The organism is Pseudomonas sp. IT-P395 (assembly GCF_949767675.1).
In the GTDB taxonomy this organism is placed as follows: Bacteria; Pseudomonadota; Gammaproteobacteria; order Pseudomonadales; family Pseudomonadaceae; genus Aquipseudomonas.
The window spans coordinates 265929-289676 of the sequence record NZ_CATKPW010000011.1; the positions used below are offsets into that span (position 1 = coordinate 265929).

Annotated in this window: 25 protein-coding genes; 12 read left to right on the top strand and 13 right to left on the bottom strand. The window is 58.9% G+C overall.

Features of this window, described 5'->3' with window-relative positions; all coding sequences use genetic code 11:
- Window positions 1-34: 34 nt before the first annotated feature.
- The 4 genes from paoC to ACM6IN_RS09845 all read right to left on the bottom strand — a co-directional run bounded on the left by paoC (window position 35) and on the right by ACM6IN_RS09845 (window position 5917).
- Window positions 35-2233, bottom strand: coding sequence for an aldehyde oxidoreductase molybdenum-binding subunit PaoC (gene paoC / locus ACM6IN_RS09830; protein WP_414915883.1), 2199 nt, complete (start codon window positions 2231-2233; stop codon window positions 35-37).
- On the bottom strand, window positions 2230-3186 hold the full coding sequence (locus tag ACM6IN_RS09835) for an FAD binding domain-containing protein (protein WP_414915884.1): 957 nt from the start codon (window positions 3184-3186) through the stop codon (window positions 2230-2232). Before ACM6IN_RS09835 ends, paoC begins: the two co-directional genes overlap by 4 nt.
- Entirely contained in the window at window positions 3183-3806 is a 624-nt protein-coding gene (gene paoA / locus ACM6IN_RS09840) for an aldehyde dehydrogenase iron-sulfur subunit PaoA (protein WP_007918834.1), read from the bottom strand. The genes ACM6IN_RS09835 and paoA overlap by 4 nt, the downstream gene beginning before the upstream one ends.
- Before the next feature lie 356 nt (window positions 3807-4162).
- Window positions 4163-5917 (bottom strand): L-lactate permease, encoded by a 1755-nt coding sequence (locus ACM6IN_RS09845; RefSeq protein WP_414915885.1) that lies wholly within the window; start codon window positions 5915-5917, stop codon window positions 4163-4165.
- Between the two features lie 243 nt (window positions 5918-6160).
- Between ACM6IN_RS09845 and ACM6IN_RS09850 the strand changes: the two genes are divergently transcribed.
- Window positions 6161-6364 (top strand): hypothetical protein, encoded by a 204-nt coding sequence (locus tag ACM6IN_RS09850; protein ID WP_064120858.1) that lies wholly within the window; start codon window positions 6161-6163, stop codon window positions 6362-6364.
- A gap of 56 nt (window positions 6365-6420) precedes the next feature.
- Here ACM6IN_RS09850 and ACM6IN_RS09855 read toward each other — a convergent pair whose 3' ends face one another.
- Window positions 6421-6699, bottom strand: coding sequence for a hypothetical protein (locus ACM6IN_RS09855; protein WP_007918828.1), 279 nt, complete (start codon window positions 6697-6699; stop codon window positions 6421-6423).
- Between the two features lie 70 nt (window positions 6700-6769).
- On the opposite strand from ACM6IN_RS09855, the gene ACM6IN_RS09860 reads away from it, so the two are divergent.
- From ACM6IN_RS09860 to ACM6IN_RS09870, 3 genes are read left to right on the top strand one after another with little or no spacing between them, the layout of a single operon-like run.
- Complete coding sequence (locus tag ACM6IN_RS09860; RefSeq protein WP_414893721.1) at window positions 6770-6955, top strand: hypothetical protein; 186 nt, start codon at window positions 6770-6772, stop codon at window positions 6953-6955.
- Between the two features lie 50 nt (window positions 6956-7005).
- Entirely contained in the window at window positions 7006-8088 is a 1083-nt protein-coding gene (locus tag ACM6IN_RS09865) for a hypothetical protein (RefSeq protein WP_414915886.1), read from the top strand.
- Between the two features lie 2 nt (window positions 8089-8090).
- A complete protein-coding gene (locus ACM6IN_RS09870) occupies window positions 8091-8444 on the top strand; it encodes a DUF1428 domain-containing protein (protein ID WP_414915887.1) in 354 nt (117 codons plus the stop codon).
- Window positions 8445-8642: 198 nt separating this feature from the next.
- Here the strand turns inward: ACM6IN_RS09870 and ACM6IN_RS09875 are convergent, their stop codons facing one another.
- Complete coding sequence (locus ACM6IN_RS09875) at window positions 8643-8837, bottom strand: hypothetical protein (protein ID WP_414915888.1); 195 nt, start codon at window positions 8835-8837, stop codon at window positions 8643-8645.
- A gap of 107 nt (window positions 8838-8944) precedes the next feature.
- Between ACM6IN_RS09875 and thpR the strand changes: the two genes are divergently transcribed.
- On the top strand, window positions 8945-9466 hold the full coding sequence (gene thpR, locus ACM6IN_RS09880) for an RNA 2',3'-cyclic phosphodiesterase (RefSeq protein WP_095113596.1): 522 nt from the start codon (window positions 8945-8947) through the stop codon (window positions 9464-9466).
- 303 nt (window positions 9467-9769) lie between these two features.
- Here thpR and ACM6IN_RS09885 read toward each other — a convergent pair whose 3' ends face one another.
- The 5 genes from ACM6IN_RS09885 to ACM6IN_RS09905 all read right to left on the bottom strand — a co-directional run bounded on the left by ACM6IN_RS09885 (window position 9770) and on the right by ACM6IN_RS09905 (window position 15081).
- A complete protein-coding gene (locus ACM6IN_RS09885) occupies window positions 9770-10867 on the bottom strand; it encodes a polyamine ABC transporter substrate-binding protein (RefSeq protein WP_034155530.1) in 1098 nt (365 codons plus the stop codon).
- A 155-nt stretch (window positions 10868-11022) separates the two neighbouring features.
- The gene (locus ACM6IN_RS09890; RefSeq protein ID WP_007919252.1) at window positions 11023-11898 is read right to left on the bottom strand and encodes an ABC transporter permease subunit; all 876 of its coding nucleotides are present in this window, start codon (window positions 11896-11898) and stop codon (window positions 11023-11025) included.
- Window positions 11895-12776, bottom strand: coding sequence for an ABC transporter permease subunit (locus ACM6IN_RS09895; protein ID WP_371042493.1), 882 nt, complete (start codon window positions 12774-12776; stop codon window positions 11895-11897). The genes ACM6IN_RS09890 and ACM6IN_RS09895 overlap by 4 nt, the downstream gene beginning before the upstream one ends.
- Window positions 12777-12805: 29 nt before the next feature.
- Window positions 12806-13948, bottom strand: a complete 1143-nt coding sequence (locus ACM6IN_RS09900; RefSeq protein WP_007919249.1) for an ABC transporter ATP-binding protein — start codon at window positions 13946-13948, stop codon at window positions 12806-12808.
- Between the two features lie 371 nt (window positions 13949-14319).
- Entirely contained in the window at window positions 14320-15081 is a 762-nt protein-coding gene (locus ACM6IN_RS09905) for a gamma-glutamyl-gamma-aminobutyrate hydrolase family protein (protein ID WP_007918691.1), read from the bottom strand.
- Window positions 15082-15363: 282 nt separating this feature from the next.
- Here ACM6IN_RS09905 and ACM6IN_RS09910 point away from each other — a divergent pair, with 282 nt between their 5' ends.
- From ACM6IN_RS09910 to ACM6IN_RS09925, 4 genes are all read left to right on the top strand, one after another.
- Complete coding sequence (locus ACM6IN_RS09910; protein ID WP_007918694.1) at window positions 15364-16740, top strand: glutamine synthetase family protein; 1377 nt, start codon at window positions 15364-15366, stop codon at window positions 16738-16740.
- Window positions 16741-17011: 271 nt separating this feature from the next.
- Window positions 17012-18502 (top strand): aldehyde dehydrogenase, encoded by a 1491-nt coding sequence (locus ACM6IN_RS09915; RefSeq protein WP_414915889.1) that lies wholly within the window; start codon window positions 17012-17014, stop codon window positions 18500-18502.
- Window positions 18503-18553: 51 nt separating this feature from the next.
- Window positions 18554-19837: an NAD(P)/FAD-dependent oxidoreductase gene (locus tag ACM6IN_RS09920; protein ID WP_095113594.1), complete on the top strand. Its 1284-nt coding sequence runs from the start codon at window positions 18554-18556 to the stop codon at window positions 19835-19837.
- 643 nt (window positions 19838-20480) lie between these two features.
- Window positions 20481-21029: a cupin domain-containing protein gene (locus ACM6IN_RS09925; protein ID WP_007950154.1), complete on the top strand. Its 549-nt coding sequence runs from the start codon at window positions 20481-20483 to the stop codon at window positions 21027-21029.
- A gap of 96 nt (window positions 21030-21125) precedes the next feature.
- Here ACM6IN_RS09925 and ACM6IN_RS09930 read toward each other — a convergent pair whose 3' ends face one another.
- Complete coding sequence (locus tag ACM6IN_RS09930) at window positions 21126-21299, bottom strand: hypothetical protein (RefSeq protein ID WP_414915890.1); 174 nt, start codon at window positions 21297-21299, stop codon at window positions 21126-21128.
- 554 nt (window positions 21300-21853) lie between these two features.
- On the opposite strand from ACM6IN_RS09930, the gene ACM6IN_RS09935 reads away from it, so the two are divergent.
- The 3 genes from ACM6IN_RS09935 (at window position 21854) to ACM6IN_RS09945 (ending at window position 23180) form a co-directional block, all read left to right on the top strand.
- Window positions 21854-22279: a hypothetical protein gene (locus tag ACM6IN_RS09935; protein ID WP_007919295.1), complete on the top strand. Its 426-nt coding sequence runs from the start codon at window positions 21854-21856 to the stop codon at window positions 22277-22279.
- Window positions 22280-22358: 79 nt separating this feature from the next.
- A complete protein-coding gene (locus tag ACM6IN_RS09940; protein WP_093440784.1) occupies window positions 22359-22694 on the top strand; it encodes a hypothetical protein in 336 nt (111 codons plus the stop codon).
- A 201-nt stretch (window positions 22695-22895) separates the two neighbouring features.
- Window positions 22896-23180, top strand: coding sequence for a hypothetical protein (locus ACM6IN_RS09945; RefSeq protein ID WP_007919300.1), 285 nt, complete (start codon window positions 22896-22898; stop codon window positions 23178-23180).
- Between the two features lie 78 nt (window positions 23181-23258).
- On the opposite strand, the gene ACM6IN_RS09950 is transcribed toward ACM6IN_RS09945, so the two are convergent.
- On the bottom strand, window positions 23259-23690 hold the full coding sequence (locus ACM6IN_RS09950; RefSeq protein ID WP_414915891.1) for a hypothetical protein: 432 nt from the start codon (window positions 23688-23690) through the stop codon (window positions 23259-23261).
- Window positions 23691-23748 lie beyond the last annotated feature (58 nt).

Below are 23748 nucleotides of genomic sequence, written 5' to 3' on the forward strand. Positions count from 1 at the left end.
GAGAGGGCTAGGGTGAGGGGCTCTTTTCAGGCGTTTAGATCATCTCCGGCAGTGAAGAGAGGATTTTATCGAGGGTGATCGGATACTCCCGCACCCTAGCCCCCGTGGCGTTGTAAATCGCATTCGCCACCGCCGCACTGACCCCGCAAATCCCCAACTCACCAACCCCCTTGGCCTTCATCGGCGAAGACACCGGATCAGTCTCATCAAGGAAAATCACCTCCTGATGCGGAATATCGGCATGCACCGGCACTTCATACCCGGCCAGATCATGGTTGACGAAAAAACCCAGCTTCTTGTCCACCGCCAACTCTTCCATCAACGCCGCACCGACGCCCATGGTCATCGCGCCGATCACCTGACTGCGCGCCGCTTTCGGATTGAGAATGCGCCCGGCGGCGCACACCGCCAACATGCGGCGGACACGCACTTCACCGGTCGCGGCATCCACCGCAACCTCAACGAAGTGCGCACCGAACGTTGACTGCTGATACTGCTCGGCCAGGTCGGCAAATTCGATGCTGTCCTCAGCCACCACAGCGCCGTTTTGCGCGGCATTGCGTAACGGCACGCTCTTGCTGCCGACGCGCACCTCACCGTCGACAAACTCCGCCTGATCCGCCGCCATGCCCAACTTGCCAGCCACCGCCTCACGCAACTTCATACACGCGGCATACACCCCAGCCGTTGAGCAGTTAGCGCCAAATTGCCCGCCGGAACCTGCGGACACCGGAAAGTTCGAATCGCCCAGATGCACGCTCACATCCTTCAAACCAACGCCCATCATCTCGGCCGCCGTCTGCGCGATGATCGTGTAGCTGCCGGTGCCAATATCGGTCATGTCGGTTTCCACCGTGACCTTGCCATCGTGCTCCAGCCGCACCCGCGCGCCCGACTTGACCAGCAGGTTGTTGCGGATCGCCGCTGCCACGCCCATTCCGATCAACCAGCGACCTTCACGCCGTGTTCCCGGTTGCGCATTACGCTTGTCCCAACCGAACTTCTCCGCGCCGGTTTGCAGGCATTCGATCAGGCGCCGCTGCGAGAATGGCCGCTCGGTTTTCACCGGGTCGACCTGGGTGTCGTTGAGAATGCGGAACTGGACCGGATCAAGCTTGAGCTGCTCGGCCATCTCGTCCATGGCGATTTCCAGCACCATCAGCCCCGGCGTTTCACCAGGTGCACGCATGGCGTTGCCTTCGGGCAGATCCAGCGGCGCGAGGCGCATGCTCACTAGTCGATTTTCAGCGGCGTATAACAACTGACTCGGTTGCGCCGCGACCTCGACCTTGCCTTCAGCCAAGTTGCCCGACCAGCCTTCGTGGGCGATCGCGGTGAGTTTGCCGTCCGCCGTCGCACCCATGCGAATGCGCTGAATCGTCGCCGGGCGGTGGGTGGTGTTGTTGGCGATCTGCGGGCGGGCGAGGGCGACTTTCACCGGTCTGCCAGCCATGCGCGCACCGAGGGCGGCAAGAATCGCATCGGCGCGAATGAACAACTTGCCGCCGAAACCTCCACCAATGTACGGCGAAATCAGCCGGACTTTTTCTTTAGGCAAACCAAGCGTAGTGGCGATGTCGTCGACGCTCCAGGCGATCATCTGGTTCGATGTCCACAAGGTCAGTTGATCGCCTTTCCAAGCCGCCAGTGTGGCGTGCGGCTCCATCATCGCGTGGGACTGATCCGGCGTGGTGTACGTCTGACCGAACTGCACCGGCGCGGCGGCGAACGCCTTGGCGAAATCACCATGGCTGACGTCGGGCAATTCGTCTTTCGGCTCGACGCCTTGGTCGCGCACGCTGGCCAGATCGAATTCGCCTTTGGCCGCGACGTAGTCGACCTTGACCATTTGCGCAGCGGCGCGCGCCTGTTCAAAGGTCTCGGCAACCACCAGCGCAACCGCCTGGTGGTAGTGCTGAATCTCCGGCCCGGCCAACAAATGCGCGGCGTTGTATTGGCCTTTGCCGAGTTTGCCGGCGTTGGCGGCGGTGACGATGGCCAGCACACCTGGCGCGGCTTTCGCCTGTTCAAGATCGATATTGTTGATGCGCCCCTTGGCGATGGCCGAGCCGACCATAAAGCCGTAAGCCTGATTGGCCACCGCTTCATGCTGCTCATAGGCGTAAGGCGCCTGACCGCAGGTTTTCAACGGCCCTTCGATGCGGTCGGTGGGCTGGCCGACAACCTTCAACTGGTCGATCGGGTTGGTGGTGGCGGGCGTGTCGAATTTCATGCTTCATCCCTCGCTTGCGCCAACACCGAACCGAGCGTGCGCTCGACCAGGGTCAGTTTGAATTGGTTGTCGTGGGTCGGCGTGGCGCCATCGAGCAGGCGTTCGCTGACCGCTTTGGCGCCCTTGGGCAACAATGCTTCGGCGGCTTCAACCCGCCACGGTTTCGGTGCGATACCGCCGACGGCGATGCGGCCGCTGCCGTCCTTTTGCAGGATCAGGCCGACCGAGACCAGCGCGAACGCATAGGACGAGCGATCTCGCACCTTGTGATAAACGTGGGTGCCGCCGACGGGCGCGGGCAGTGTCACCGAGGTGATCAACTCGCCAGGCGTCAGGCTGGTTTCGATGTTCGGCGTGGTGCCCGGCAATTGATGAAAATCGGCCATGGCGATGCTGCGTGTCGTGCCATCGGGTTTCACCGTTTCAATCTGCGCATCGAGGGCACGCATGGCAATCGCCATATCACTCGGGTGTGTGGCGATGCACGCGTCGCTGACGCCGATAATCCCCAGTTGCCGACTGACCCCGCCAATCGCTGCGCAACCACTGCCGGGTTGGCGTTTGTTGCAGGCCTGATTCGTATCGTAAAAGTACGGACAGCGCGTGCGTTGCAGCAGGTTGCCGGCAGTGGTCGCCATGTTGCGCAACTGCCCGGAAGCCCCGGCGAGCAACGCGCGGGAGAGCAGGGCGTAGTCTTTGCGGATGCGCGCATCGGCAGCCAGATCGGTGTTGCGCACCAGTGCGCCGATGCGCAATCCGCCTTCGGGGGTGGCTTCGATCTGATCCAGGCCGAGGTGATTGACGTCGATCAGATGCAGCGGGGTTTCGATGTCTAGCTTCATCAAATCCAGCAGGTTGGTGCCGCCAGCGATGAAGCGTGCGCCTTCGACCTGTGCCGCTTGCGCAGCGGCAGCGGCGGGGGAGTCGGCGCGGCTGTAATTGAACGGTCTCATGCCGGCACCTCCGCGACTTCAGTGATCGCTTCAATGATGTTCGAGTAAGCCCCGCAGCGGCAGATATTGCCGCTCATGCGCTCCTGAAACTCACTGGCGATCAGTTGCGGTTGCTCGGTCAGGCTGGGGCTGACGTGGCTGGGAATGCCGTCGCGGATCTCTTTGATCACCGCCACCGCCGAACAGATCTGGCCTGGCGTGCAATAACCGCACTGATAGCCGTCATGCTTGATGAACGCGGCCTGCATCGGGTGCAGATTGTCGGGCATGCCGAGGCCTTCGATGGTGGTGATCTCACTGCCTTCATGCATCACCGCCAGGGTCAGGCAAGAATTGATGCGTCGACCATCGGCGATCACCGTGCAGGCGCCGCACTGGCCGTGGTCGCAACCTTTTTTACTGCCGGTCAAGTGCAGATGCTCGCGCAGGGCATCGAGCAGGGTGGTGCGGGTGTCGACGTCAAGCGCACGCGGCTTGCCGTTGACGTTGATCGTCACTTTGCTCATGGCCGGTTGCTCCAGATTGGCCGCGTAGGCCTTGAGGCTGATAAACGGCGGCATCGCGAAGGCGGTGGCGGTCACGGCGCCGAGGATCAGAAATCCGCGTCGGGAAATCGTCATGGTTCGATTCCTTTTCTCTCTTCATCAGGGCAGCAGGGTCGTGGTTGGCCCAAGCGGGCAGCCAGCGTCATCGCCGGTCTCGTTAAGGAGTGACTGCCGGAGGGAGGAAAAGGTTTTGTCGGATTTTCGCTATAGAGTTATGCGTGTGGCTCATTAATCGACGGTACGACACAATCCCCTGTAGGCCTTCGCGTGCTCGCGATGGCGTCTTGTCCGTCAACATGAGTGTTGAATGTCAGTGCCTCATCGCTGGCAAGCCAGCTCCCACAGGTTTCGATGTTGTGAACGAAATTTTGTTTACAGCATGAGTTCCTGTGGGAGCTGGCTTGCCAGCGATGGGGCCAGATCATCCAGTCTCAATGCCCGCCGACCACCATCGAGGTAAACGGCGCCACATACGCCTGCAATGTCACCAGCCCGCCGACCAGAATCGCCAGCACGATCGAGTGGAAGAACACGTAGCGCAGAATCTCGCCCTCATGCCCATACCAGCGGGTCGCGGTGGAGGCGACCACGATCGATTGCGCATCGACCATTTTGCCCATCACCCCGCCAGAGCTGTTGGCCGCCGCCATCAACACCGGACTGATCCCGAGCTGTTCCGAAGTCACCCGCTGCAAGCCGCCAAACAATACGTTTGACGCTGTATCGGAGCCGGTCAACGCCACACCCAGCCAACCGAGCAGCGTGCCGAACATCGGATAGAAAATCCCCGTCGCTGCAAACGCCAGACCCATGGTCGCGTCGAGTCCGGAGTAACGCGTGAGAAACCCCAGCGCCAGCATCGCTGCAATGGTGATCAGCGAAAACCGCACCACCCACAAGGTGCGCAGGTATTGCTTGATCAGTTGCGGAATCGAATAGCCCATCAACAAACCGCCGACAATCGCCGCCAGCAGAATCCCGCTGCCGGTGGCGGTGAGCCAGGTGAATTTGTACACCGCTTCTTCCGCTTTCGGCGTGGCAACCACGGGCGGTACTTTTTCGATTTGCAGGTGCAGGGTGGTGAAGGTCACCGCCGGGGCGAAAATCGGGTTGGCTTCGCGCAGCGGTTTGCCTGTGGGATCAAGCTTGGCCGACTGGGTGACCGGATCAATCGCCGGACGGGTGTCGAACATGTTCTTGAAGCCCTGCGTGCCCCAGGCAAACACAAACACGGTGAGGATGATCCACGGCATCCACGCGCGCATCACCGCCGGCCGTGCCTGATCACTGAACGCGGCGCTGGCGGTGACTTTTTCCTCCTCGACTTTGGAGTTGTCGACGCGCCCTGACAGCGCTGCCGAGGTGTGAATGGTCGCCGGTTTCCACACCTTCAAAAACAGCGTCAGACAGGCCATGGAAATCAGCGCGGCGATCACGTCAACCAGCATTGGCCCGTGGTAGTTCGACACCAGAAATTGCGGCACGGCGAAGCTCACCCCGGCCACCAGTATCGCCGGCCAGATCTCCAGCATCTTGCGCCACCCGGCGAATGCCCAGATCAACCAGAACGGCACCAGCACCGAGAAAAACGGCAACTGCCGACCGACCATCATCGACAATTCCATTTCATCCAGCCCGGTGACTTTGGCCAGGGTGATGATCGGCGTACCTAGTGCGCCAAAAGCCACGGGCGCGGTGTTGGCGATCAGTGCCAAGCCGGATGCGGCCAGCGGCGAAAAGCCGAGGCCGATCAGAATCGCCCCGGTCACCGCCACTGGCGTGCCGAATCCCGCCGCACCTTCGAAAAATGCACCGAAGCAGAACGCAATCAGCAGCAACTGCAAACGTCGATCATCAGTGATGCGCGCAAGTGAGTCCTGCAGCACTTTGAACGAGCCGTTCTCGGTGGTCAGGCGATGCAGAAAGATGATGTTGAGGACGATCCAGCCGATCGGCAATAAGCCATTGGCCGCGCCAAACAACGCCGCAGAGCCAGCCATGCTCGCCGGCATGCCGAAGGCGAAAATCGATATGAGAAGGGCGGAAGCCAGCGCCAATAACGCTGCCAGATGTGCCTTGACGTGGAAAAACGCCAGTGCCGCTAGCATCACCACCACCGGTACGGCGGCCATGAGCGTGGAGATCACCGGGTTGCCGAACGGGTCGTAAATTTGCTGCCAGACCATGGTCCACCTCTGCTTGTTGTTATTGAGGGCGCAGATCCATTGCGTGGGGCTTGGTTGCAAGCAGTATAGGTGGCATTTCGCCGCCGCTCGGGCAGCGCGGGCGGGGCGACAAACGGTCGATAGTGGCCATTGAATCAACGGCGTTTTGCCCGGTCGTATCTGCGGCTGCGCGCACTGCGTCCTGAAGGAGCGGGCAGTGTGGCCGATTCCGTCGTCAAGACCTTGGTTTTAGGGAAGTGTTGAATGAAGCGCGCAACAACGATGCTGCTGACCGTGACCGCCGCCGTAATGCTCGGTGGCTGTGTCGCGGATTTTGATGATGACCACCGCCATGGCCGGCATTACGACCGCGATCATGGCCGCAATTACGACCATGACCGGCGCTGGGATGACCGCGATGATCGCCGCGACGGGCGTCGTTACTATCGTGATCGGGATGATGACTGATTGAACGCAAGAGGGCGTCCCGCGATGGGACGCCCTCTTTGTTTAGCACTCGATACTCAAGAAAAGTGAGCGCTCGCCCGGACGCTGGATCGCGCAGGCACGGAGGCCTCGATGTCCAGCAAATGGGTGGCGAGAATGTCGCTCAGAAAACGGAATTGATCGTTGATGCCGACCACTTCATTGCTGAAGTGATTGGTCGCAGCGGGCATCAACAGATCTTCGAAATCTTCGTTGAACACCAGTGCCTGCGCTTTGTGCGACACGGCGTGCTGGTCGTAATAGTTGCTGCCGAACACCGGGAAACTCACGGAGAGTGTGACGTGGGTGTGAATCATGTTGTGAACTCCTCGCTGTGTTTCGGATGGCTCAATCGTGCCTTTGATGGGCGGTGGGCGGAAGGCAATCGTGGCGATGGTGAATATCGATGGCAGTGATGGTTGGGGTTTTTTGGGTGTTGCTGATGGCCTCATCGCTGGCAAGCCAGCTCCCACAGGTTCTGAGGTGATCACAAAATCTGCGGCCGCTGGAAATCCTTGTGGGCGCTGGCTTGCCAGCGATGAGGCCGGTACTTCCAACATCAGGCTCAATTGACCCACCTATAATCAAATCTGCCTCTCACACATTTGAAGGAAACCGCCACCGTGAACCCGCGTGCGCTGCTCGTCGCCGCACTGTTGTTGCTGGCCGGCTGCGCCACCTCGGCGCGGGTGCCGGTGGCAGCGCCGCAGGCCGTGTTCGTCTCGCCGCAGACCTGGCAGCAGATCGACCGGGAAATCGTCAGTGCTTCGCAGCAGTCCACCGAGCAAGTCAAAGTCTTCGCCCGTGGTTCGATGGAACATTGGCGCACTCGGGTCTATCAGCAAACTGAAGAAAATTTCATCCCGTGGTTCAGCAGCTACTGGACCCAGGAATGGCTGTCGATGAAGGTCAGTTGGTACACGATCAATGCCGGTGGCGAGCAGGACGCCTCGGCCAAGCGTCTCGCGGCGTATCTGCTTGAGCAGTATCAGGAAAGGGTGCTGGCGCCGGTGGCGGTGGAGATCGATCCGGATGCGATTCTTGGTCAGGCCACGGCGTTCTATGCGCAGTTGATGGCGCAGCAGATGCCGCTCATCGCCCAACGCCATGGTGTGCCCGTTGGTCAGCTCAATGGACGTTTGCAGAAAGTCCCGGCCATTGCGCTTGGCCCGCCACCGGCGCGGGATGCCTCGCTGTTTCAGGTCATCAGCACCGAGCCGCTGAATACGCTGCCGGCCTACGCTGCGCTGATCGACAAGATCCACACTGAGGGCGGCGCAAAGGGGATTGCCTCGACCGATGCCGGCATGGCCCCGGTGGCCAAGCGCGCCAGTCAGCGGATGGAAGCGGAAATGGCCCCGCGTGGGGCTGCCAGCGCAGTCGCAGCAGCGGCCGGAAAACTGGCTGGCGGACTGATTTCGGTCGGTGTGGCCGGCATTCGCGCGATCATTCAGGCCAATGACCGCCCTGACAGCGAAGCGCTGATCCGCAGCAGTCTGGGCAGCACCTTCGACAAGGCCTGGATGAAACTGGTGCAGAACCCGACGACTGGCGTCATGGCGGGCACGTTGCACATGGCCGGGCAGGTCGAGCGCAATCTGGGTGGGGGCGATGAGCCGTCGGTCGGCTTGGGCGTGAATCCTGTCGAATGGCAGCCACCGCAATCGACTAACCAGCAGATCGAAACCAACATGCAAGGAGAGTGATCATGGCTTACATCGATATTTTTGTCGCACCGGTGCCGAATGCAAATCGTGAGCAGTACAAAAAACACTGTGAAATCGCGGCGAAACTGTTCAAGGAATACGGCGCACAGGACGTGGTTCAATGCTGGGGCGATGACGTGCCGGAGGGCAAGGTCACGTCGTTCCCGATGGCGGTCAAGCTCAAGGAAGGCGAAACAGTTTCATCTGGCTGGCTGATCTGGCCGGACAAAGCCACCCGTGATGCCGGCATGGGCAAAATGATGGAAGACCCGCGCATGCAACCGGACGTCAATCCGATGGGGTTCGATGGACAACGCATGATCTTTGGCGGCTTCAAGAACATCCTCGAACCTTGAACCAGATTTTGAAATGGGCAAGATTCATGCTTCACCACAAAACCCTGTGGGAGCGAGCCTGCTCGCGAATGCGGTGTGTCAGTCAACAAAAAGGTCACTGAAACTCGTAGGAGCTGCCGAAGGCTGCGATCTTTTGATGTTGATTGTAAAAAAACAAGATCAAAAGATCGCAGCCTTCGGCAGCTCCTACAGGGGGCCTCACTCGAATGAGGGGGTGATGCGGCAGCTTTTGCGCTCGCGAATCTGTTCGTCAGTGGGCCGCTCGCGGACGAACTCGAAACGCGGCTCACCCTCGCTGTAATGCACCAGCCAGCCCCATTCCAGCTCCTTCTCGTCCTGCCCGGGATGCGGTGGTCGCGCCCACCATGGTTCTTTGCTGAGGATCTCGCGCATGGCGGCCTCCGGTTGATGGCAATCCTTGAACTATAGCTTCCTGTCACGAGTCGTCTGATCAGGCTGTGTAGAATCCGGCGAATAACGATGGACAGGGGAGCAGGGCCATGACCGATGAAGCGAAGCGACTGTTTTTCGCCCTCGATTGCCCGCCGGCGCAACGCAAGGCGATCGCTCAGTGGCGCGGGGAGTTGGGGTTGCGCACCGGTAAGCCGGTGCCGGCGGACAATTTTCACCTGACGCTGCTGTTTCTCGGCGCGGTGCCATTGGCGCAGATCAACGACGTCTGCGAGGCGGCCGGACAAGTGCGCACGCCGGGAGAGGCGTTGAAGATTTCGTTGAACCACTTGCAGGTCTGGCATCGCGCCGGGGTGTTGTCGCTGGCGCCGGAGCAGGCTCCGCAGGCGTTGCTGCGCTTGGTCTACGCGCTGGAGCAGGCGATGTTGCCGTTTGGCTTTGAAGAAACAACCCGCGAGTTTCGCCCGCATCTGACGCTGGCCCGTGACTACCGTGCGCCGGAGCCTGAGTCGGCCACGCCGCCGGAGTTCTTCCTGCGCGCCGAACGCTTCGCCCTGTTCGAATCACACAAGGGGCGCTATCGGATCCTGCAAGATTGGTCGCTGATGTGAGCGCACAAAAAAAGGCGCCCGAAGGCGCCTGAGAATTCACCTGAGCCGAGGGAGCCAGGTGAGGCCGTTCATAGCAGGGTGCAGCGGTGGTAAGGCGCTGCGTGAACGGGAAATCATTGAATTATTTAAGCTAAGAAATCCTGGGCCTGGCACTGTCTGAATGTGATCACAAAACCCTGTGGGAGCTGGCTTGCCAGCGATGGGGTCAGCACATCCGAATCACCTTTGCCTGACCTACTGTCATCGCTGGCAAGCCAGCTCCCACATGTTCATCAGGGTTGTTGAAACTCCAACTCCGTAGTCTTACTTCCCGAGTTTCACCCGGGTCCAGCCACGGGTCATGATCCGCTGCGTGGCAATCGGCTGATCCGGCACCGCATACAGCGTCGCCATTACCGCTTGCGACGGGTACGAGCCCGGGTCGTTGCGGATCGCTTCATCCACCAGTGGCGTGGCCGCCGCGTTGGCGTTGCTGTAGCCGTTGCTGTTGGTGATCTCGGCGATGATGTCCGGACGCATCAGGAAGTCCATGAACAGGTAGGCGTTCTCGACGTTCGCCGCATCACGCGGAATGGCGACCATGTCGTAGAAACTGCCGGCGCCTTCCTTGGGAATGCTGTAGTCGATCACCACGTTGTTGCCCGATTCCACGGCGCGGGCCTTGGCCTGCAGCACGTCGCCGGAGTAACCGACCGCCACGCAGATGTTGCCGTTGGCCAGATCGGAGATGTATTTCGAGGAATGGAAATACGCCACGTTCGGGCGAATCTTCATGAACAGCGCCTCGGCTTCCTTGATGTGCGCGGTGTCCTTGTCGTTCACCGGATAGCCCAGATAATGCAGGGCGGCCGGGATCATTTCGGTCGGCGAGTCGAGGAAACTGATGCCACAGGCTTTGAGTTTTTCAGCGTTTTCCGGCTTGAACAGCAAGTCCCAGGAATTGGTCGGGGCGTTGGCGCCGAGCACTTCCTTGACCTTGGCCGGATTGAAACCGATGCCGATCGAGCCCCACATGTACGGGAACGCGTGGGCGTTGTCCGGATCACTGGCGGCGGCGTTTTTCAGCAGCACCGGGTTGAGATTCTTCCAGTTCGGCAGCTTCGATTTGTCCAGGGTCTGATAGACGCCAGCCTTGATCTGCTTGGCCAGGAAACTGTTCGACGGCACGACCAGATCGTAGCCGGATTTGCCCGCCAGCAAACGCGCCTCAAGGGTCTCGTTGCTGTCGAAGACGTCGTAGGTCACGCGGATGCCGGTCTCGTCTTCGAACTTCTTGACGGTGTCCGGTGCAATGTAATCGGACCAGTTGTAAACACGCAGCACCTTGTCGTTGGCCTGGGCGCCCATGACCATCGCGCCCATTAAGGACAGTGTCAGCAGAGTCCTGCCAAACATTTTCATTGGTACAACTCCATTCTTTTTATTCAAAAACACAAAGCCAAAACTCGGTTAACAGCGCCAGCATGTGTAGGAGCTGTCGAGTGAAACGAGGCTGCGATCTTTTGATCTTTCACATCAAGATCAGAAGATCGCAGCGTGCCGCAGCTCCTACAGGGTTATGCGGTGGCGGCTTGTTGCTGTGGTCGCCACGACTCGTTTGCGGTCTGATCCATCGCTTCCTGAATCGCCCGCTTGCGGTTGGCTTCTGCCTTGCGGCCGAAGTACCAGACCAGGAAAGTCACCAGCGACACCGCCAGCAGAATCAGGCTGGCCACGGCGTTGATCTCAGGTTTCACGCCCAGACGCACCGCCGAGAACACTTCCATCGGCAACGTCGTCGAACCTGGTCCGGAAACGAAGCTGGCCAATACCAGGTCATCCAGCGACAAGGCAAACGACATCATCCCGCCCGCGGCCAGCGACGGCGCGATCATTGGAATGGTGATCAGGAAAAACACCTTGAACGGTTTCGCACCGAGGTCCATCGCCGCTTCTTCGATCGACAGATCCAGCTCGCGGAGGCGGGCGGAGACTACCACCGCGACATAAGCGGCACAAAACGTGGTGTGGGCGATCCAGATCGTGACGATGCCACGCTCCTGCGGCCAGCCGATCAACTGCGCCATCGCCACGAACAGCAGCAACAGCGACAGGCCGGTGATCACCTCAGGCATTACCAATGGCGCGGTGACCAGACCACCAAACAGCGTGCGACCCTTGAAGCGCGTGACGCGAGTCAGCACGAAAGCGGCGAGGGTGCCCAACGCGACGGCAGCGATCGCGGTGTAGCAGGCGATTTCCAGCGAGCGCACTACCGAGCCCATCAGTTGCGTGTTGTCGAGCAAACCGACGTACCACTTCACCGACCAGCCGCCCCACACCGTCACCAGTTTCGAGGCGTTGAACGAGTAGATCACCAGAATCAGCATCGGCAGATAAATGAACATCAGGCCGAAGATCAACATGAACTTGGAAAAACCGAAGCGTTTCATCCCCGTGCCTCCATCTCTTTGGCCTGGCTGCGGTTGAACAGCAGAATCGGCACAATCAGGATCAACAGCATCACCACCGCCAGCGCAGACGCCACCGGCCAGTCGCGGTTATTGAAGAACTCTTGCCACAGCACGCGACCGATCATCAGCGTCTCCGGGCCACCGAGCAGTTCCGGAATCACGAACTCACCGACCACCGGAATGAACACCAGCATGCAGCCGGCAATAATCCCGTTCTTGGCCAGCGGCACGGTGATTTTCCAGAAGTTGTTGAAGTTGCTCGAGCCCAGATCCTGCGCGGCTTCCAGCAAGCTGCCATCGTGCTTGACGAGGTTGGCGTACAGCGGCAACACCATGAACGGCAGGTAGGCGTAGACCACGCCGATATACACGGCCGTGTTGGTGTTGAGGATCTCGATCGGGTGATCGGTGAGCCCCGTCCACATCAGAAATGCGTTAAGCAAACCGTTGTTGCTGAGGATGCCCATCCACGCGTAAACGCGGATCAGGATCGCGGTCCAGGTCGGCATCATGATCAACAGCAGCAGGACGTTTTGCGTTTCCTTGCCGGTCTTGGTGATCGCGTAGGCCATCGGGAAACCGATCAGCAGACACATCATCGTGCTCAGAGCCGCGACCTTCAGCGAACCGAGGTAGGCCGACAGGTACAGCTCGTCTTCGCCGAGCATGGTGTAGTTGCCGATGTTCAGCAGCAGCTGGAATTTCTGTTCGGCGTAGGTGTAGATCTCCGAGTACGGCGGGATCGACAGCGCGGCTTCCGAGAAACTGATCTTCATCACCAGAAAGAACGGCAGCATGAAGAACAGGAACAGCCAGATGAACGGGATGCCAATGACCAGTTTTCGCCCGCTGGGCACCAGGCGCAGGAATTGCTGATTGAAGGTTCTCATGAGCGCAGTACCACGCCGCTGTCGTCTTCCCACCACACGTAGACTTTGTCGTCCCAGGTCGGGCGCGCGCCACGGCGTTCGGCGTTGGCCATGAACGACTGGACGATTTTGCCACCGGGCAATTCGACGTAGAACACCGAGTGACCGCCGAGGTAGGCGATGTCATGCACCTTGCCTTCGGACCAGTTATAGCGGAACTCGGGTTGGGTGGTGCTGACGAGCATTTTTTCCGGACGGATCGCGTAGGTGACCGACTTGTCCTGCACCGAGGTGCTGACGCCGTGACCGACGTAGATCTTCTGCTGCAAGTCCGGGCTGTGAATGATCGCGTGACCTTCAAGGTCTTCCACCACGGTGCCGTCGAAGGCGTTCACGTTGCCGATGAATTCGCAGACCATGCGGCTGACCGGTGCTTCATAGATGTCGACCGGGCTGCCGATCTGAGCGATCCAGCCGAGGTGCATGATCGCGATGCGCTCGGCCATGGTCATGGCCTCTTCCTGGTCGTGGGTCACCATCACGCACGTCACGCCGACGCGTTCAATGATCTGCACCAGTTCCAGTTGCATCTGCGAGCGCAGCTTTTTATCCAGCGCGCCCATCGGCTCGTCGAGCAGCAACAGCTTCGGACGCTTGGCCAGCGAGCGGGCGAGGGCGACGCGCTGGCGCTGGCCGCCGGACAACTGGTGCGGGCGGCGTTTGGCGTATTGGGTCATGTGCACCAGACGCAGCATTTCATCGACACGGGCGTCGATTTCACTGGCGGGCAAACGGTCTTGCTTGAGGCCGAAGGCGATGTTCTGCGCAACGGTCATGTGTGGGAACAGCGCGTAGGACTGGAACATCATGTTGATCGGCCGCTCGTACGGCGGCATGTCGGTGATGTCCACGCCGTCGAGCAGAATCCGCCCTTCGGTCGGGCGCTCGAAACCGGCGAGCATGCGCAGCAGGGTCGATTTGCCCGAACCGGAGCCACCGAGCAGAGCGAAGATTTCGCCCTGATGGATCTCCAGGGACACATCGTCCACGGCCACGGTTTCGTCGAACTTCTTGGTGACACGATCGACTTTCACCAGCACCTTTTTCGGTTGCTGATGACCTTCAAGTGCCTTCCTGTAAGTGCTGGAGGCGTTTGCCATGTGAAACTCCCAACAGGTTTCGTTCGCCTGGCCAATGTGGCCGGGCTTAAGTGGATTGCAAGCCTGTAAGCGCTGCTCCGGTCGAATCGCCGCAATACCCTGTGGGAGCTGGCTTGCCAGCGATGGCGGTGGGTCAGTCACCATTAATGTTGAAGGTGACGGCCTCATCGCTGGCAAGCCAGCTCCCACAGGGTTTTGCATTGTTCTGACAGGTATTGCACTTACCGATCCGGCTTGGTCGGCGCCGCCGTCCTGGCTGCCTGGGTCGTACTTGTTGTTATTACGGGTGTTGCTGTTCACGAATGACGGATGCGCGCAGGCACACCCGACTTCCGAGGGGGCAGTAAATCGGTGTGATCTTTTGGGTTGTGTCAGCGTTTGTTGCGCCGCGCCGCCCGTTGCCGGCAAGCCGCGCCGAATGCCTGGAAAATCTTCAGGTAGTTCGGGTTGTCCAGCACTTGCCATTCCGGGTGCCATTGCACGCCGAGGGCGAAAGTCGGGCTGTGCTCGACCGAGATCGCCTCGATCAAACCGTCCGGCGCCACCGCTTCGGCGCGCAGGCCGGGCGCGAGGCGGTCGATGCCCTGGCTGTGAATCGAGTTGACCTGGAACTCGCCCGGCAGCTCCAGTGCTTCGAACACACCGCCAGCGAGTACGGTCACGGCGTGGGCCGGTGCGTATTGCACCGCCACGTCCGGGCTATCGGCTTCGCGGTGATCGAGCATGCCCGGCAGCTCATGCACCTTCTGATGCAGGCTACCGCCGAACGCCACGTTCATTTCCTGGAAGCCTCGGCAGATACCGAGCACCGGAACGCCCGCCGCAATGGCTGCACGCAATAAAGGAAGGGTGGTGGCATCCCGCGCCGGATCGTGATCCGTGCCGGGGGCGCTGGCCGGGCCTTGATAGTGGAAGGGTTCCACGTTCGAGGGCGAGCCGGTCAGCAACAGGCCGTCGAGTTGACCGAGCAGGTCTTCGATTTCAGTCAGGTTGCCAAGAGAAGGAATGACCACTGGCAGCCCTTCAGCGCCAACGCTGACAGCACGTACGTACTTGTCGCCGCTGATGTGATAGGGGTGCAGGCCAATCTGTTTGACGCACGCAGTAACGCCGATCAATGGCTTGAATGCCATTTTTATTCACCTCGAAGTTTGACACTTGAACGAGCTTTTCCGGAGCTTAGCCTCGTTGATTTTAATTAACAACTGTCATGTAAAAAATTCTAAACGCCGTTCATCATATCTTCATGATTTCAGGGTCTGTGGCGCCTGTATTGGCACGCGAGTGTTAAAAAAAGCCCGAAAAATAAACCCTGAGCGGCCATCTGTTCGCTATTGACTTCACTTTGCCGTTCGGGTTGACTGGCTCGGCGAAACAGCAGTGAACATAATAATTAACAGCTAAATAGGTGCATCATGTCGGTCCCTCTGCGTACCGTTCAACTCAACGAAGCAAACGCATTCCTTAAGAAATATCCTGAGGTTTTGTACGTCGACCTTCTGATTGCGGATATGAACGGTGTGGTGCGCGGCAAGCGCATCGAACGCACCAGTCTTCATAAGGTTTATGAGAAAGGCATCAACCTGCCGGCCTCGCTTTTCGCGCTCGATATCAATGGCTCCACGGTGGAAAGCACCGGCCTGGGTCTGGACATCGGCGACGCTGACCGCATTTGCTATCCGATCCCCGGCACCCTGAGCATCGAGCCGTGGCAGAAGCGCCCAACCGCACAACTTCTAATGACCATGCACGAGATCGAAGGCCAGCCGTTCTTCGCTGACCCGCGTGAAGTGCTGGCCAACGTCGTGCGCAAATTCGACGATCTTGGTCTGACCATCTGCGCCGCGTTCGAACTCGAGTTCTATCTGATCGATCAGGACAACGTGAACGGTCGTCCGCAATCGCCACGTTCGCCAGTGTCCGGCAAGCGTCCGGTGTCGACTCAGGTGTACCTGATCGACGATCTCGACGAATACGTCGATTGCCTGCAAGACATCCTCGAAGGCGCGAAAGAGCAGGGCATTCCGGCTGACGCGATCGTCAAGGAAAGCGCCCCGGCGCAATTCGAAGTCAACCTGCATCACGTCTCCGACCCGATCAAGGCGTGCGACTACGCCGTCCTGCTCAAGCGTCTGGTGAAGAACATCGCCTACGACCACGAGATGGACACCACCTTCATGGCCAAGCCGTATCCGGGCCAGGCGGGCAACGGTCTGCACGTGCACATTTCGATCCTGGACAAAGAAGGCAACAACATCTTCGCCAGCGAGGATCCCGAGCAGAACGCCGCACTGCGTCACGCGATCGGCGGTGTGCTGGAGACCCTGCCTGCGCAAATGGCGTTCCTCTGCCCGAACGTCAATTCGTACCGCCGCTTCGGCGCGCAGTTCTACGTACCGAACTCGCCGAGCTGGGGCATCGACAACCGCACCGTTGCGGTCCGTGTGCCAACCGGTTCGGCCGACGCCGTGCGTATCGAGCATCGCGTCGCCGGTGCCGATGCCAACCCCTACTTGCTGATGGCGTCGGTGCTGGCCGGTATTCACCACGGTCTGACCAATCAGATCGAACCGGGCGCCCCGGTGGAAGGCAACAGCTACGAGCAGAACGAACAGAGCCTGCCGAACAACCTGCGTGATGCACTGCGCGAGCTGGACGACAGCGAAGTCATGGCCCGCTACATCGACCCGATGTACATCGACGTGTTTGTCGCGTGCAAGGAAAGCGAGCTGGCCGAGTTCGAGAACTCGATTTCAGACCTTGAGTACAACTGGTATCTGCATACGGTGTGATCGGCTGAGGCCCTCAAAAGCTGAAGAGCCCCTCACCCTAACCCTCTCCCCGAGGGAGAGGGGACTGACCGGGTTGTCTTGAGATGTTCAGCGACCTGAACGATCCAGTCGATTATGGAATCGGCAAAGATTTTTCAGGTCGGCGGAGATTCTGAGCATCCCCCAATCGGTCCCCTCTACCCCCGGGAGAGGGCTAGGGTGAGGGCAGCCACCTCAAGCCAGACATCGCAACCAGACAGCCCCCCAATTCCCCCCTTGTCGAGCCACAACAATGACAACGACCCGCAACGACTGGGAACAACGCTTCCAGTCCCTGACCATCGAAGCCCGCGCGTTCATCAACGGTGAATACCGCCCGGCCATCAGTGGCGATACCTTCGAATGCCTGAGCCCCGTCGATGGCCGTTTCCTCGCCTCCGTGGCCAGCACCGATGAAGCCGACGCCAACCTCGCCGTTGACGTCGCGCGTCAGTCTTTCGAGTCCGGCATCTGGGCGAAAAAAGCCCCGGCCGAGCGCAAGCGCATCCTGATCCGCTTCGCCGATCTGATCCTGCAGAACCAGGAAGAACTGGCGCTGCTGGAAACCCTCGACATGGGTAAACCGATCAGCGATTCGATGAGCATCGACATCCCGGCGACCGCCAATGCGATTCGCTGGAGCGCCGAAGCCATCGACAAGATCTACGACGAAGTCGCCGCGACGCCGCACGACCAACTCGGCCTCGTCACTCGCGAGCCGTCCGGTGTAGTTGCGGCCATCGTGCCGTGGAATTTCCCGCTGATCATGGCCAGCTGGAAATTCGCTCCAGCACTGGCGGCAGGCAATTCGTTCATTCTGAAACCTTCGGAAAAATCGCCGCTGACCGCAATCCGCATCGCTCAACTTGCGCTCGATGCTGGCATTCCGAAAGGCGTGTTCAACGTTCTGCCAGGCTTCGGCCACACCGTCGGCAAGGCGCTGGCGTTGCACATCGACGTTGACGTGCTGGCCTTCACCGGCTCCACAGCGATTGCCAAGCAACTGATGATTTATGCCGGCCAAAGCAACATGAAACGCGTCTGGCTCGAAGCCGGGGGCAAGAGTCCGAACGTGGTGTTTGCCGACGCTCCGGATTTGCGCGCGGCAGCACAAGCGGCGGCCGGCGCCATTGCTTTTAACCAGGGCGAAGTCTGCACTGCCGGTTCGCGCTTGCTGGTCGAGCGCTCGATTCGCGAGCAATTCATTCCGCTGTTGGTGGAAGCGCTGCAAGCGTGGAAACCCGGTCATTCACTCGATCCGGCTACCACCGTCGGTGCCGTGGTCGATCAGCGTCAACTCGACAATGTGCTGCGCTACATCAGCATCGGTCGCGAGCAGGGCGCCGAACTGATCGCCGGCGGCCAACGCACCCTCGAAGAAACCGGCGGCCTCTATGTGCAACCGGCGCTGTTCGACGGCGTGACCAACGCGATGACCATCGCTCAGGAAGAAATCTTTGGCCCGGTGCTGTCGATGATCACCTTCGACACTGCGGAAGAAGCGCTGCAGATCGCCAACGACAGCATCTTCGGCCTCGCCGCCGGCGTCTGGACCAGCAATCTCAGCAAGGCGCACACCTTCGCCCGTGGCCTGCGTGCCGGCAGCGTCTGGGTCAACCAGTACGACGGCGGCGACATGACCGCACCGTTCGGTGGTTTCAAACAATCGGGCAACGGCCGCGATAAATCGCTGCACGCGTTCGACAAGTACACCGAGCTGAAAGCGACCTGGATCAAGCTCTGATTTTCGACAGCGGTGGTCGCTCTTGATGAGCGACCTTCGGAGAACAATAAAATGAAGCAACAACACGTAAACAGCTACTACGCCGCCACCCGCAACGAAGTCATCGACTTTCCGGTTCTGGAAGAGTCAGTCGAGTGCGACGTCTGCATCATCGGCGCCGGCTACACCGGTCTGTCCTCGGCGCTGTTCCTCACCGAAGCCGGCTACAAAGTGACGGTGCTGGAAGCGGCGAAAGTCGGCTACGGCGCCAGCGGGCGCAACGGCGGTCAACTGGTCAACTCCTACAGCCGTGACGTCGATGTGATCGAAGAGCGCTACGGCGACAAGACCGCAGAAATTCTCGGCAGCATGATCTTCGAAGGCGCCGACATCATTCGTTCGCGCATCAAGGAATACGACATCAAATGCGACTACCGCCCGGGCGGCATCTTCGCAGCGATGAACAAAAAACAACTCAACGGTCTGGCTGAGCAAAAGCGCAGCTGGGAGCGTTACGGCAACCGCAATCTGAAGATGCTCGACGCGGCTGACATTCGTCGCGAAGTCGGCTCCGATGCTTACGTCGGTGGCCTGCTGGACATGCAGGGCGGCCACGTTCACCCGTTGAACCTGGCGCTCGGTGAAGCGGCGGCGATCACGCGTCTGGGCGGCAAGATTTACGAGCAATCGGCGGCCGTGGAAATCAAATACGGCGAGCCGAACGTTGTGCGCACCGCCAAAGGCCAGGTCCGCGCCAAGTACCTGTTGATCGCCGGCAACGCTTATCTGCCACAAGGTCTCGACAACCGCGTGACCGCGAAAAGCATGCCGTGCGGTTCGCAGATCGTCGTCACCGAACCGTTGACCGAAAAACAGGCGCGCAGCCTGATCACCAACAACTACTGCGTCGAAGACTGCAATTACCTGCTGGATTACTACCGCCTGACGGCCGACAACCGTCTGCTCTACGGCGGCGGCGTGGTCTACGGCGCGCGTGAACCGGACGACATCGAACAACTGATCCGCCCGAAGATCCTCAAGACCTTCCCGCAGCTCAAAGACGTCAAGATCGACTACCGCTGGACCGGCAACTTCCTGCTGACCATGTCACGCATGCCGCAATTCGGCCGCATCGAAAAGAACGCCTACTACATGCAAGGCTACAGCGGCCACGGCGTCACCTGCTCGCACCTCGCCGGCAAACTGATCTCGGAAATGATCCGCGGCGACGCCGAACGCTTCGACGCCTTCGCATCGCTGCCGCACATGCCAATGCTCGGTGGTCGCACCTTCTCCGCGCCACTGACTGCCCTCGGCGCCGTCTACTACTCGCTGCGCGACCGCTTTGGCATCTAAGTTACCTCCCCGGCGGCGGCCCCAAGACCCCGCCGGTTTTTCTTATCGCAACACTCCCTGATATCCAAATGTGGGAGCTGGCTTGCCAGCGATGAGGCCAGCAAACACAACATCAATCCGACCGAAACACTAAAGCTTAAATTGTAGGAGTGAGCCTGCTCGTGATGAGGTTAGAAAAGACACCATCACTCCCGCTGACACACCACAAAACCTGTGGGAGCTGGCTTGCCAGCGATGGCGGTCTTTCAGCAAAAGGGATGTTGAATGTGCCACCCGATCGCTGGCAAGCCAGCTCCCACAGGTTTTGTATTCAGCCCAGAATTACCACCGGCAGGTTCATTTCACCCACCGTCCATCGAACCTGCTGAGCAACACCGGCAAACGTGATTTAATAGCCGCCTTTCACGGTTCCGGGACACGGGAGCAACGTGATCCGCGCCCCACGCGCGGAACCCGCCACCCCCCCCCCATTACCCGTGGGTCTGCGCGAGAACCGCCGAGCGGCGATCAGGCAAGGCAAAAACAGGCGAGGAAGCGGAGTGTAGGGCCCTACATGAGCATTCCGAGCCTGTTTTTAACGCAGCATGATCGTCGCGCAGGCAGTTTTCGCGCAGAGCCTAAGTACTTCTCACATAAGGCAGTCATGGATACGGGTTCTCGACTCAAACTAGTACGCGAAAGCTACAAACTCTCCCAGCGCGAGCTGGCCCGGCGTAGCGGCGTGACCAATGCCACCATCTCCCTGATCGAACAAAATCGCGTCAGCCCCTCCGTCAGCTCACTGAAAAAGCTGCTCGAAGGCATACCCATGTCCCTGGCCGACTTCTTCACCTTCGACCAACCCCCGCGCGAACACCAATACGTCTTCCGCGCCAACGAACAACCCGACCTCGGCCGCCACGGCCTGCGCCTGCTGCTGATTGGCGCCTCGGTGCCAAGCCGGCAGATGCGCTTGCTGCGCGAGCAATACGCACCGGGTGCGAGTTCGGGGGAAGAGCCGATTGTGCATGCTGAGGGTGAGGAGTGTGGACTGGTGACTCGGGGTACGGTTGAGTTGACCGTGGATGGGTCGGTGAGTGTGTTGAATGCAGGGGATGGGTATTACTTCCCGACCACGCTGCCGCATAAGTTTCGGAATATCGGGGCGGATGAGGCTGAGATTATTAGTGCGAATACGCCGGCGAATTTCTGACACGCTAGTGTGTGGTTTAATTGCAGTTATCAGAAGACGGTAGTTAGAAAGAAACCGCGTTATTGCGGTTTCTTTTCGTCTGCTGTTCTGCAAGCGTCATTTGTCTTGGCATTGACCATTGCGTTTTTCGGCTTCCGTACAGGTTACATATACAGCCTTATCGCCACGTACTGATTGTTCGGTATCTACCATTCCAGCCATCGAAAGGCTGGCATAGCCAATCGCGCTGGCTACCAAGAGAGCTCGAATAGAGTCGCGATAGATATTCATGTTTTATTCCTTCCGGTGATTTCAGTGAATGAGATATTACCTAACTAAATTTATATATATCTGCGAAAAATACACCTGTTAAAGTTGACAGGTTGTTAAAGCGATATGCGATAAGGCATATCACCAAAAAGTCAGGATTTTCTCATGGTCTAATGCCTATCCTTTCTTCGGTTGTTTTTCATTCGCTCTTTACAAAGCCCCTAGGCAGCAATCTCATCAGCCCCAACCGACTTGTAGGACGCAAAACCGGTCGGCGAGGGAGCCGGTTGGAATGCCGTAAAACCGCGTTTCAAGGTGCAATCGACGTAATCCGATGCGTTCGAAGTCTCAGGGCAAAAAAGCTCGCCATGTCTGTGCCACTTCATCGCCCTCGACGGACGAATCCCCTCACCACACGACGCGTTTTCCTACGCCTTTTTCAGAACTCAAATCCGCACACCCCTCGATTTGGAACTTTCCTAAAAAGCGATGTCAATTTGATGGCTTGTCGCGACGCTCATTGAACAGGATCAACCAGTGCCAGGCTGTTTCCTGGCAACCCAAGGAAGTGTGTGATGAGACTATTACTCGCCATGTTGTTGATGTTCAGCAGTTACACGTTCGCCAGTTGCGGGAACATCGACGACCACGATCAGCGGGCCTATTGCAATGCGAGGGAGAGCGGCAGCAGTTGCGGCAATATCGATAATCACGATTTGCGCGCCTCGTGCAACGCCGAGTTGGGTGGCAGCTCCTGCGGCAACATCGATGACCATGATCAGCGCGCCTACTGCAACGCGAAGAAGAGCGGCAGCAGTTGCGGCAATATTGATAATCACGACTTGCGTGCGCGGTGCAATGCGGAGCAGGGCAACAGTTCATGCGGCAACATCGATGACCATGATCAACGAGCCTATTGCAACGCCACGACCGGCGGCAGCAGTTGCGGGAATATCGACAACCATGACCTGCGCACCCGCTGCGAAGCCCTGAAACGTTGAACCTTGCAGATCAGTTCGAATTGATGGCATTACGATATCGATGATAGAGTCCCGGGCCATTTTTCCAAGGAAGACCACTGTGCTACGTAATCGTCTCTTTGTCTGTGCTGCATTACTTACTTGCAGCTTTTCCGCACAGGCCATCTCAAAAACCGAATATCTGAAAGGCTGCAAGATCCTTGAAAACGCCGCGATGGTCGTGATGCAGGCACGTCAGGATGGCGCTCCCATGGCGACGCTTTGGGACATTTCGGAAAAAAATGAGAATAAGTTGATCACCAAGATGTATCAGAGGCTCATTCAAGATGCGTATGAAGAGCCACGGCGCGAAACCGCAGAGCAGCAAACGGCCGCGACCACTGAATTCCAGAACAAATACTTCTCTGCCTGCTTGGTCAGTACGCCCAAAGAATGAGTGCCGATTTAAAGATTCTGCGCAGCCAGTGTGAAGCGATGAAGCGCTGATATCCGGTTCCTGTCACCAATAGGGGAAACCGATGCCTGAACAGGCGTCGGTTTTTTTTCGCCTAAACCATGACCATTCATCCAATACACCGCACCTTCGAGCCAGCCACTCTTCCAATGCTGTAACTCACCCAGCAAAGGAAGAACCACCATGCTGAACCATAAAATCGCGGTGTTAACCCTCGCGGCCTTGCTGTCCGGCAGTTCGCTGTACGCGATCGCGGCCGGCGAAACGCCGACCCCGACAGCGAACGACGGCAACAGCCAGACGCGTGATCCGGCGTCTCCAGCCACCAATGCCGACCCGGATGCCGACTCGCTGCCCAAGGGTGGTGATGGTGGCAAGACCGACAATGGGCCGGTGCCTTCTGCCTCCAAGCCCAGCCCTGCGGGTCAACCGTCCGGTAGCAGCAGTGGTGGTAACGGCGGTGGTTAACGGATATTGCGCACTAAAAAGCCCGGTCCTTTTGAGCCGGGCTTTTCTTTGCCTGTCGCTGGCATGGAAATCAGTCGTTTACTTCGTTTTCCAATGCCCGCCACCATTCTCACAATCAATCCGCGCCTGCGCCAAATGCTCCACGTCGTAGTAATACGTGGTCACTTGCGCGTTGTCGGGGATATTCAGGGCTTTGGCGTTTTTGTCCTTGCTGGTGGAATGCGGGTTGGCCAGGGATTCCTGGGTGATCGTGGCGATACACGTGGCCTGATAGTGATCGGCGCAGTGTTCAACCTTGGTTTTAGTGCTGCTCAGCATGTCCTTGCTTTCGTTGCTGCACGACCAGTCGATTGAGTTGACCGGCATGCCTTCATATTCATAACAGCTGTGGGTTTCCACCGCTGGCACCGAGGCGCTGGAGGATTGGGTCTGGACGTCGCAGCCTTCGGCCATGACGCAGGTGGGGATGACGGCGAAGGGGGCGATCAGAAGCAGGAATCGAATGTTCATCGGGCTTTCCTCTCCAATGGCGCCGTGTCTGATCGAGGATTTGGCGCTGATACAGTTT

What these genes read in the sequence shown, in the direction of transcription:
- paoC (WP_414915883.1), bottom strand. Translation starts at nt 2,233, where the DNA reads ATGAAATTCGACACGCCCGCCACCACCAACCCGATCGACCAGTTGAAG.
- ACM6IN_RS09835 (WP_414915884.1), bottom strand. Translation starts at nt 3,186, where the DNA reads ATGAGACCGTTCAATTACAGCCGCGCCGACTCCCCCGCCGCTGCCGCT.
- paoA (WP_007918834.1), bottom strand. Translation starts at nt 3,806, where the DNA reads ATGACGATTTCCCGACGCGGATTTCTGATCCTCGGCGCCGTGACCGCC.
- ACM6IN_RS09845 (WP_414915885.1), bottom strand. Translation starts at nt 5,917, where the DNA reads ATGGTCTGGCAGCAAATTTACGACCCGTTCGGCAACCCGGTGATCTCC.
- ACM6IN_RS09850 (WP_064120858.1), top strand. Translation starts at nt 6,161, where the DNA reads ATGAAGCGCGCAACAACGATGCTGCTGACCGTGACCGCCGCCGTAATG.
- ACM6IN_RS09855 (WP_007918828.1), bottom strand. Translation starts at nt 6,699, where the DNA reads ATGATTCACACCCACGTCACACTCTCCGTGAGTTTCCCGGTGTTCGGC.
- ACM6IN_RS09870 (WP_414915887.1), top strand. Translation starts at nt 8,091, where the DNA reads ATGGCTTACATCGATATTTTTGTCGCACCGGTGCCGAATGCAAATCGT.
- ACM6IN_RS09875 (WP_414915888.1), bottom strand. Translation starts at nt 8,837, where the DNA reads ATGCGCGAGATCCTCAGCAAAGAACCATGGTGGGCGCGACCACCGCAT.
- thpR (WP_095113596.1), top strand. Translation starts at nt 8,945, where the DNA reads ATGACCGATGAAGCGAAGCGACTGTTTTTCGCCCTCGATTGCCCGCCG.
- ACM6IN_RS09885 (WP_034155530.1), bottom strand. Translation starts at nt 10,867, where the DNA reads ATGAAAATGTTTGGCAGGACTCTGCTGACACTGTCCTTAATGGGCGCG.
- ACM6IN_RS09890 (WP_007919252.1), bottom strand. Translation starts at nt 11,898, where the DNA reads ATGAAACGCTTCGGTTTTTCCAAGTTCATGTTGATCTTCGGCCTGATG.
- ACM6IN_RS09900 (WP_007919249.1), bottom strand. Translation starts at nt 13,948, where the DNA reads ATGGCAAACGCCTCCAGCACTTACAGGAAGGCACTTGAAGGTCATCAG.
- ACM6IN_RS09905 (WP_007918691.1), bottom strand. Translation starts at nt 15,081, where the DNA reads ATGGCATTCAAGCCATTGATCGGCGTTACTGCGTGCGTCAAACAGATT.
- ACM6IN_RS09910 (WP_007918694.1), top strand. Translation starts at nt 15,364, where the DNA reads ATGTCGGTCCCTCTGCGTACCGTTCAACTCAACGAAGCAAACGCATTC.
- ACM6IN_RS09915 (WP_414915889.1), top strand. Translation starts at nt 17,012, where the DNA reads ATGACAACGACCCGCAACGACTGGGAACAACGCTTCCAGTCCCTGACC.
- ACM6IN_RS09920 (WP_095113594.1), top strand. Translation starts at nt 18,554, where the DNA reads ATGAAGCAACAACACGTAAACAGCTACTACGCCGCCACCCGCAACGAA.
- ACM6IN_RS09925 (WP_007950154.1), top strand. Translation starts at nt 20,481, where the DNA reads ATGGATACGGGTTCTCGACTCAAACTAGTACGCGAAAGCTACAAACTC.
- ACM6IN_RS09930 (WP_414915890.1), bottom strand. Translation starts at nt 21,299, where the DNA reads ATGAATATCTATCGCGACTCTATTCGAGCTCTCTTGGTAGCCAGCGCG.
- ACM6IN_RS09935 (WP_007919295.1), top strand. Translation starts at nt 21,854, where the DNA reads ATGAGACTATTACTCGCCATGTTGTTGATGTTCAGCAGTTACACGTTC.
- ACM6IN_RS09945 (WP_007919300.1), top strand. Translation starts at nt 22,896, where the DNA reads ATGCTGAACCATAAAATCGCGGTGTTAACCCTCGCGGCCTTGCTGTCC.
- ACM6IN_RS09950 (WP_414915891.1), bottom strand. Translation starts at nt 23,690, where the DNA reads ATGAACATTCGATTCCTGCTTCTGATCGCCCCCTTCGCCGTCATCCCC.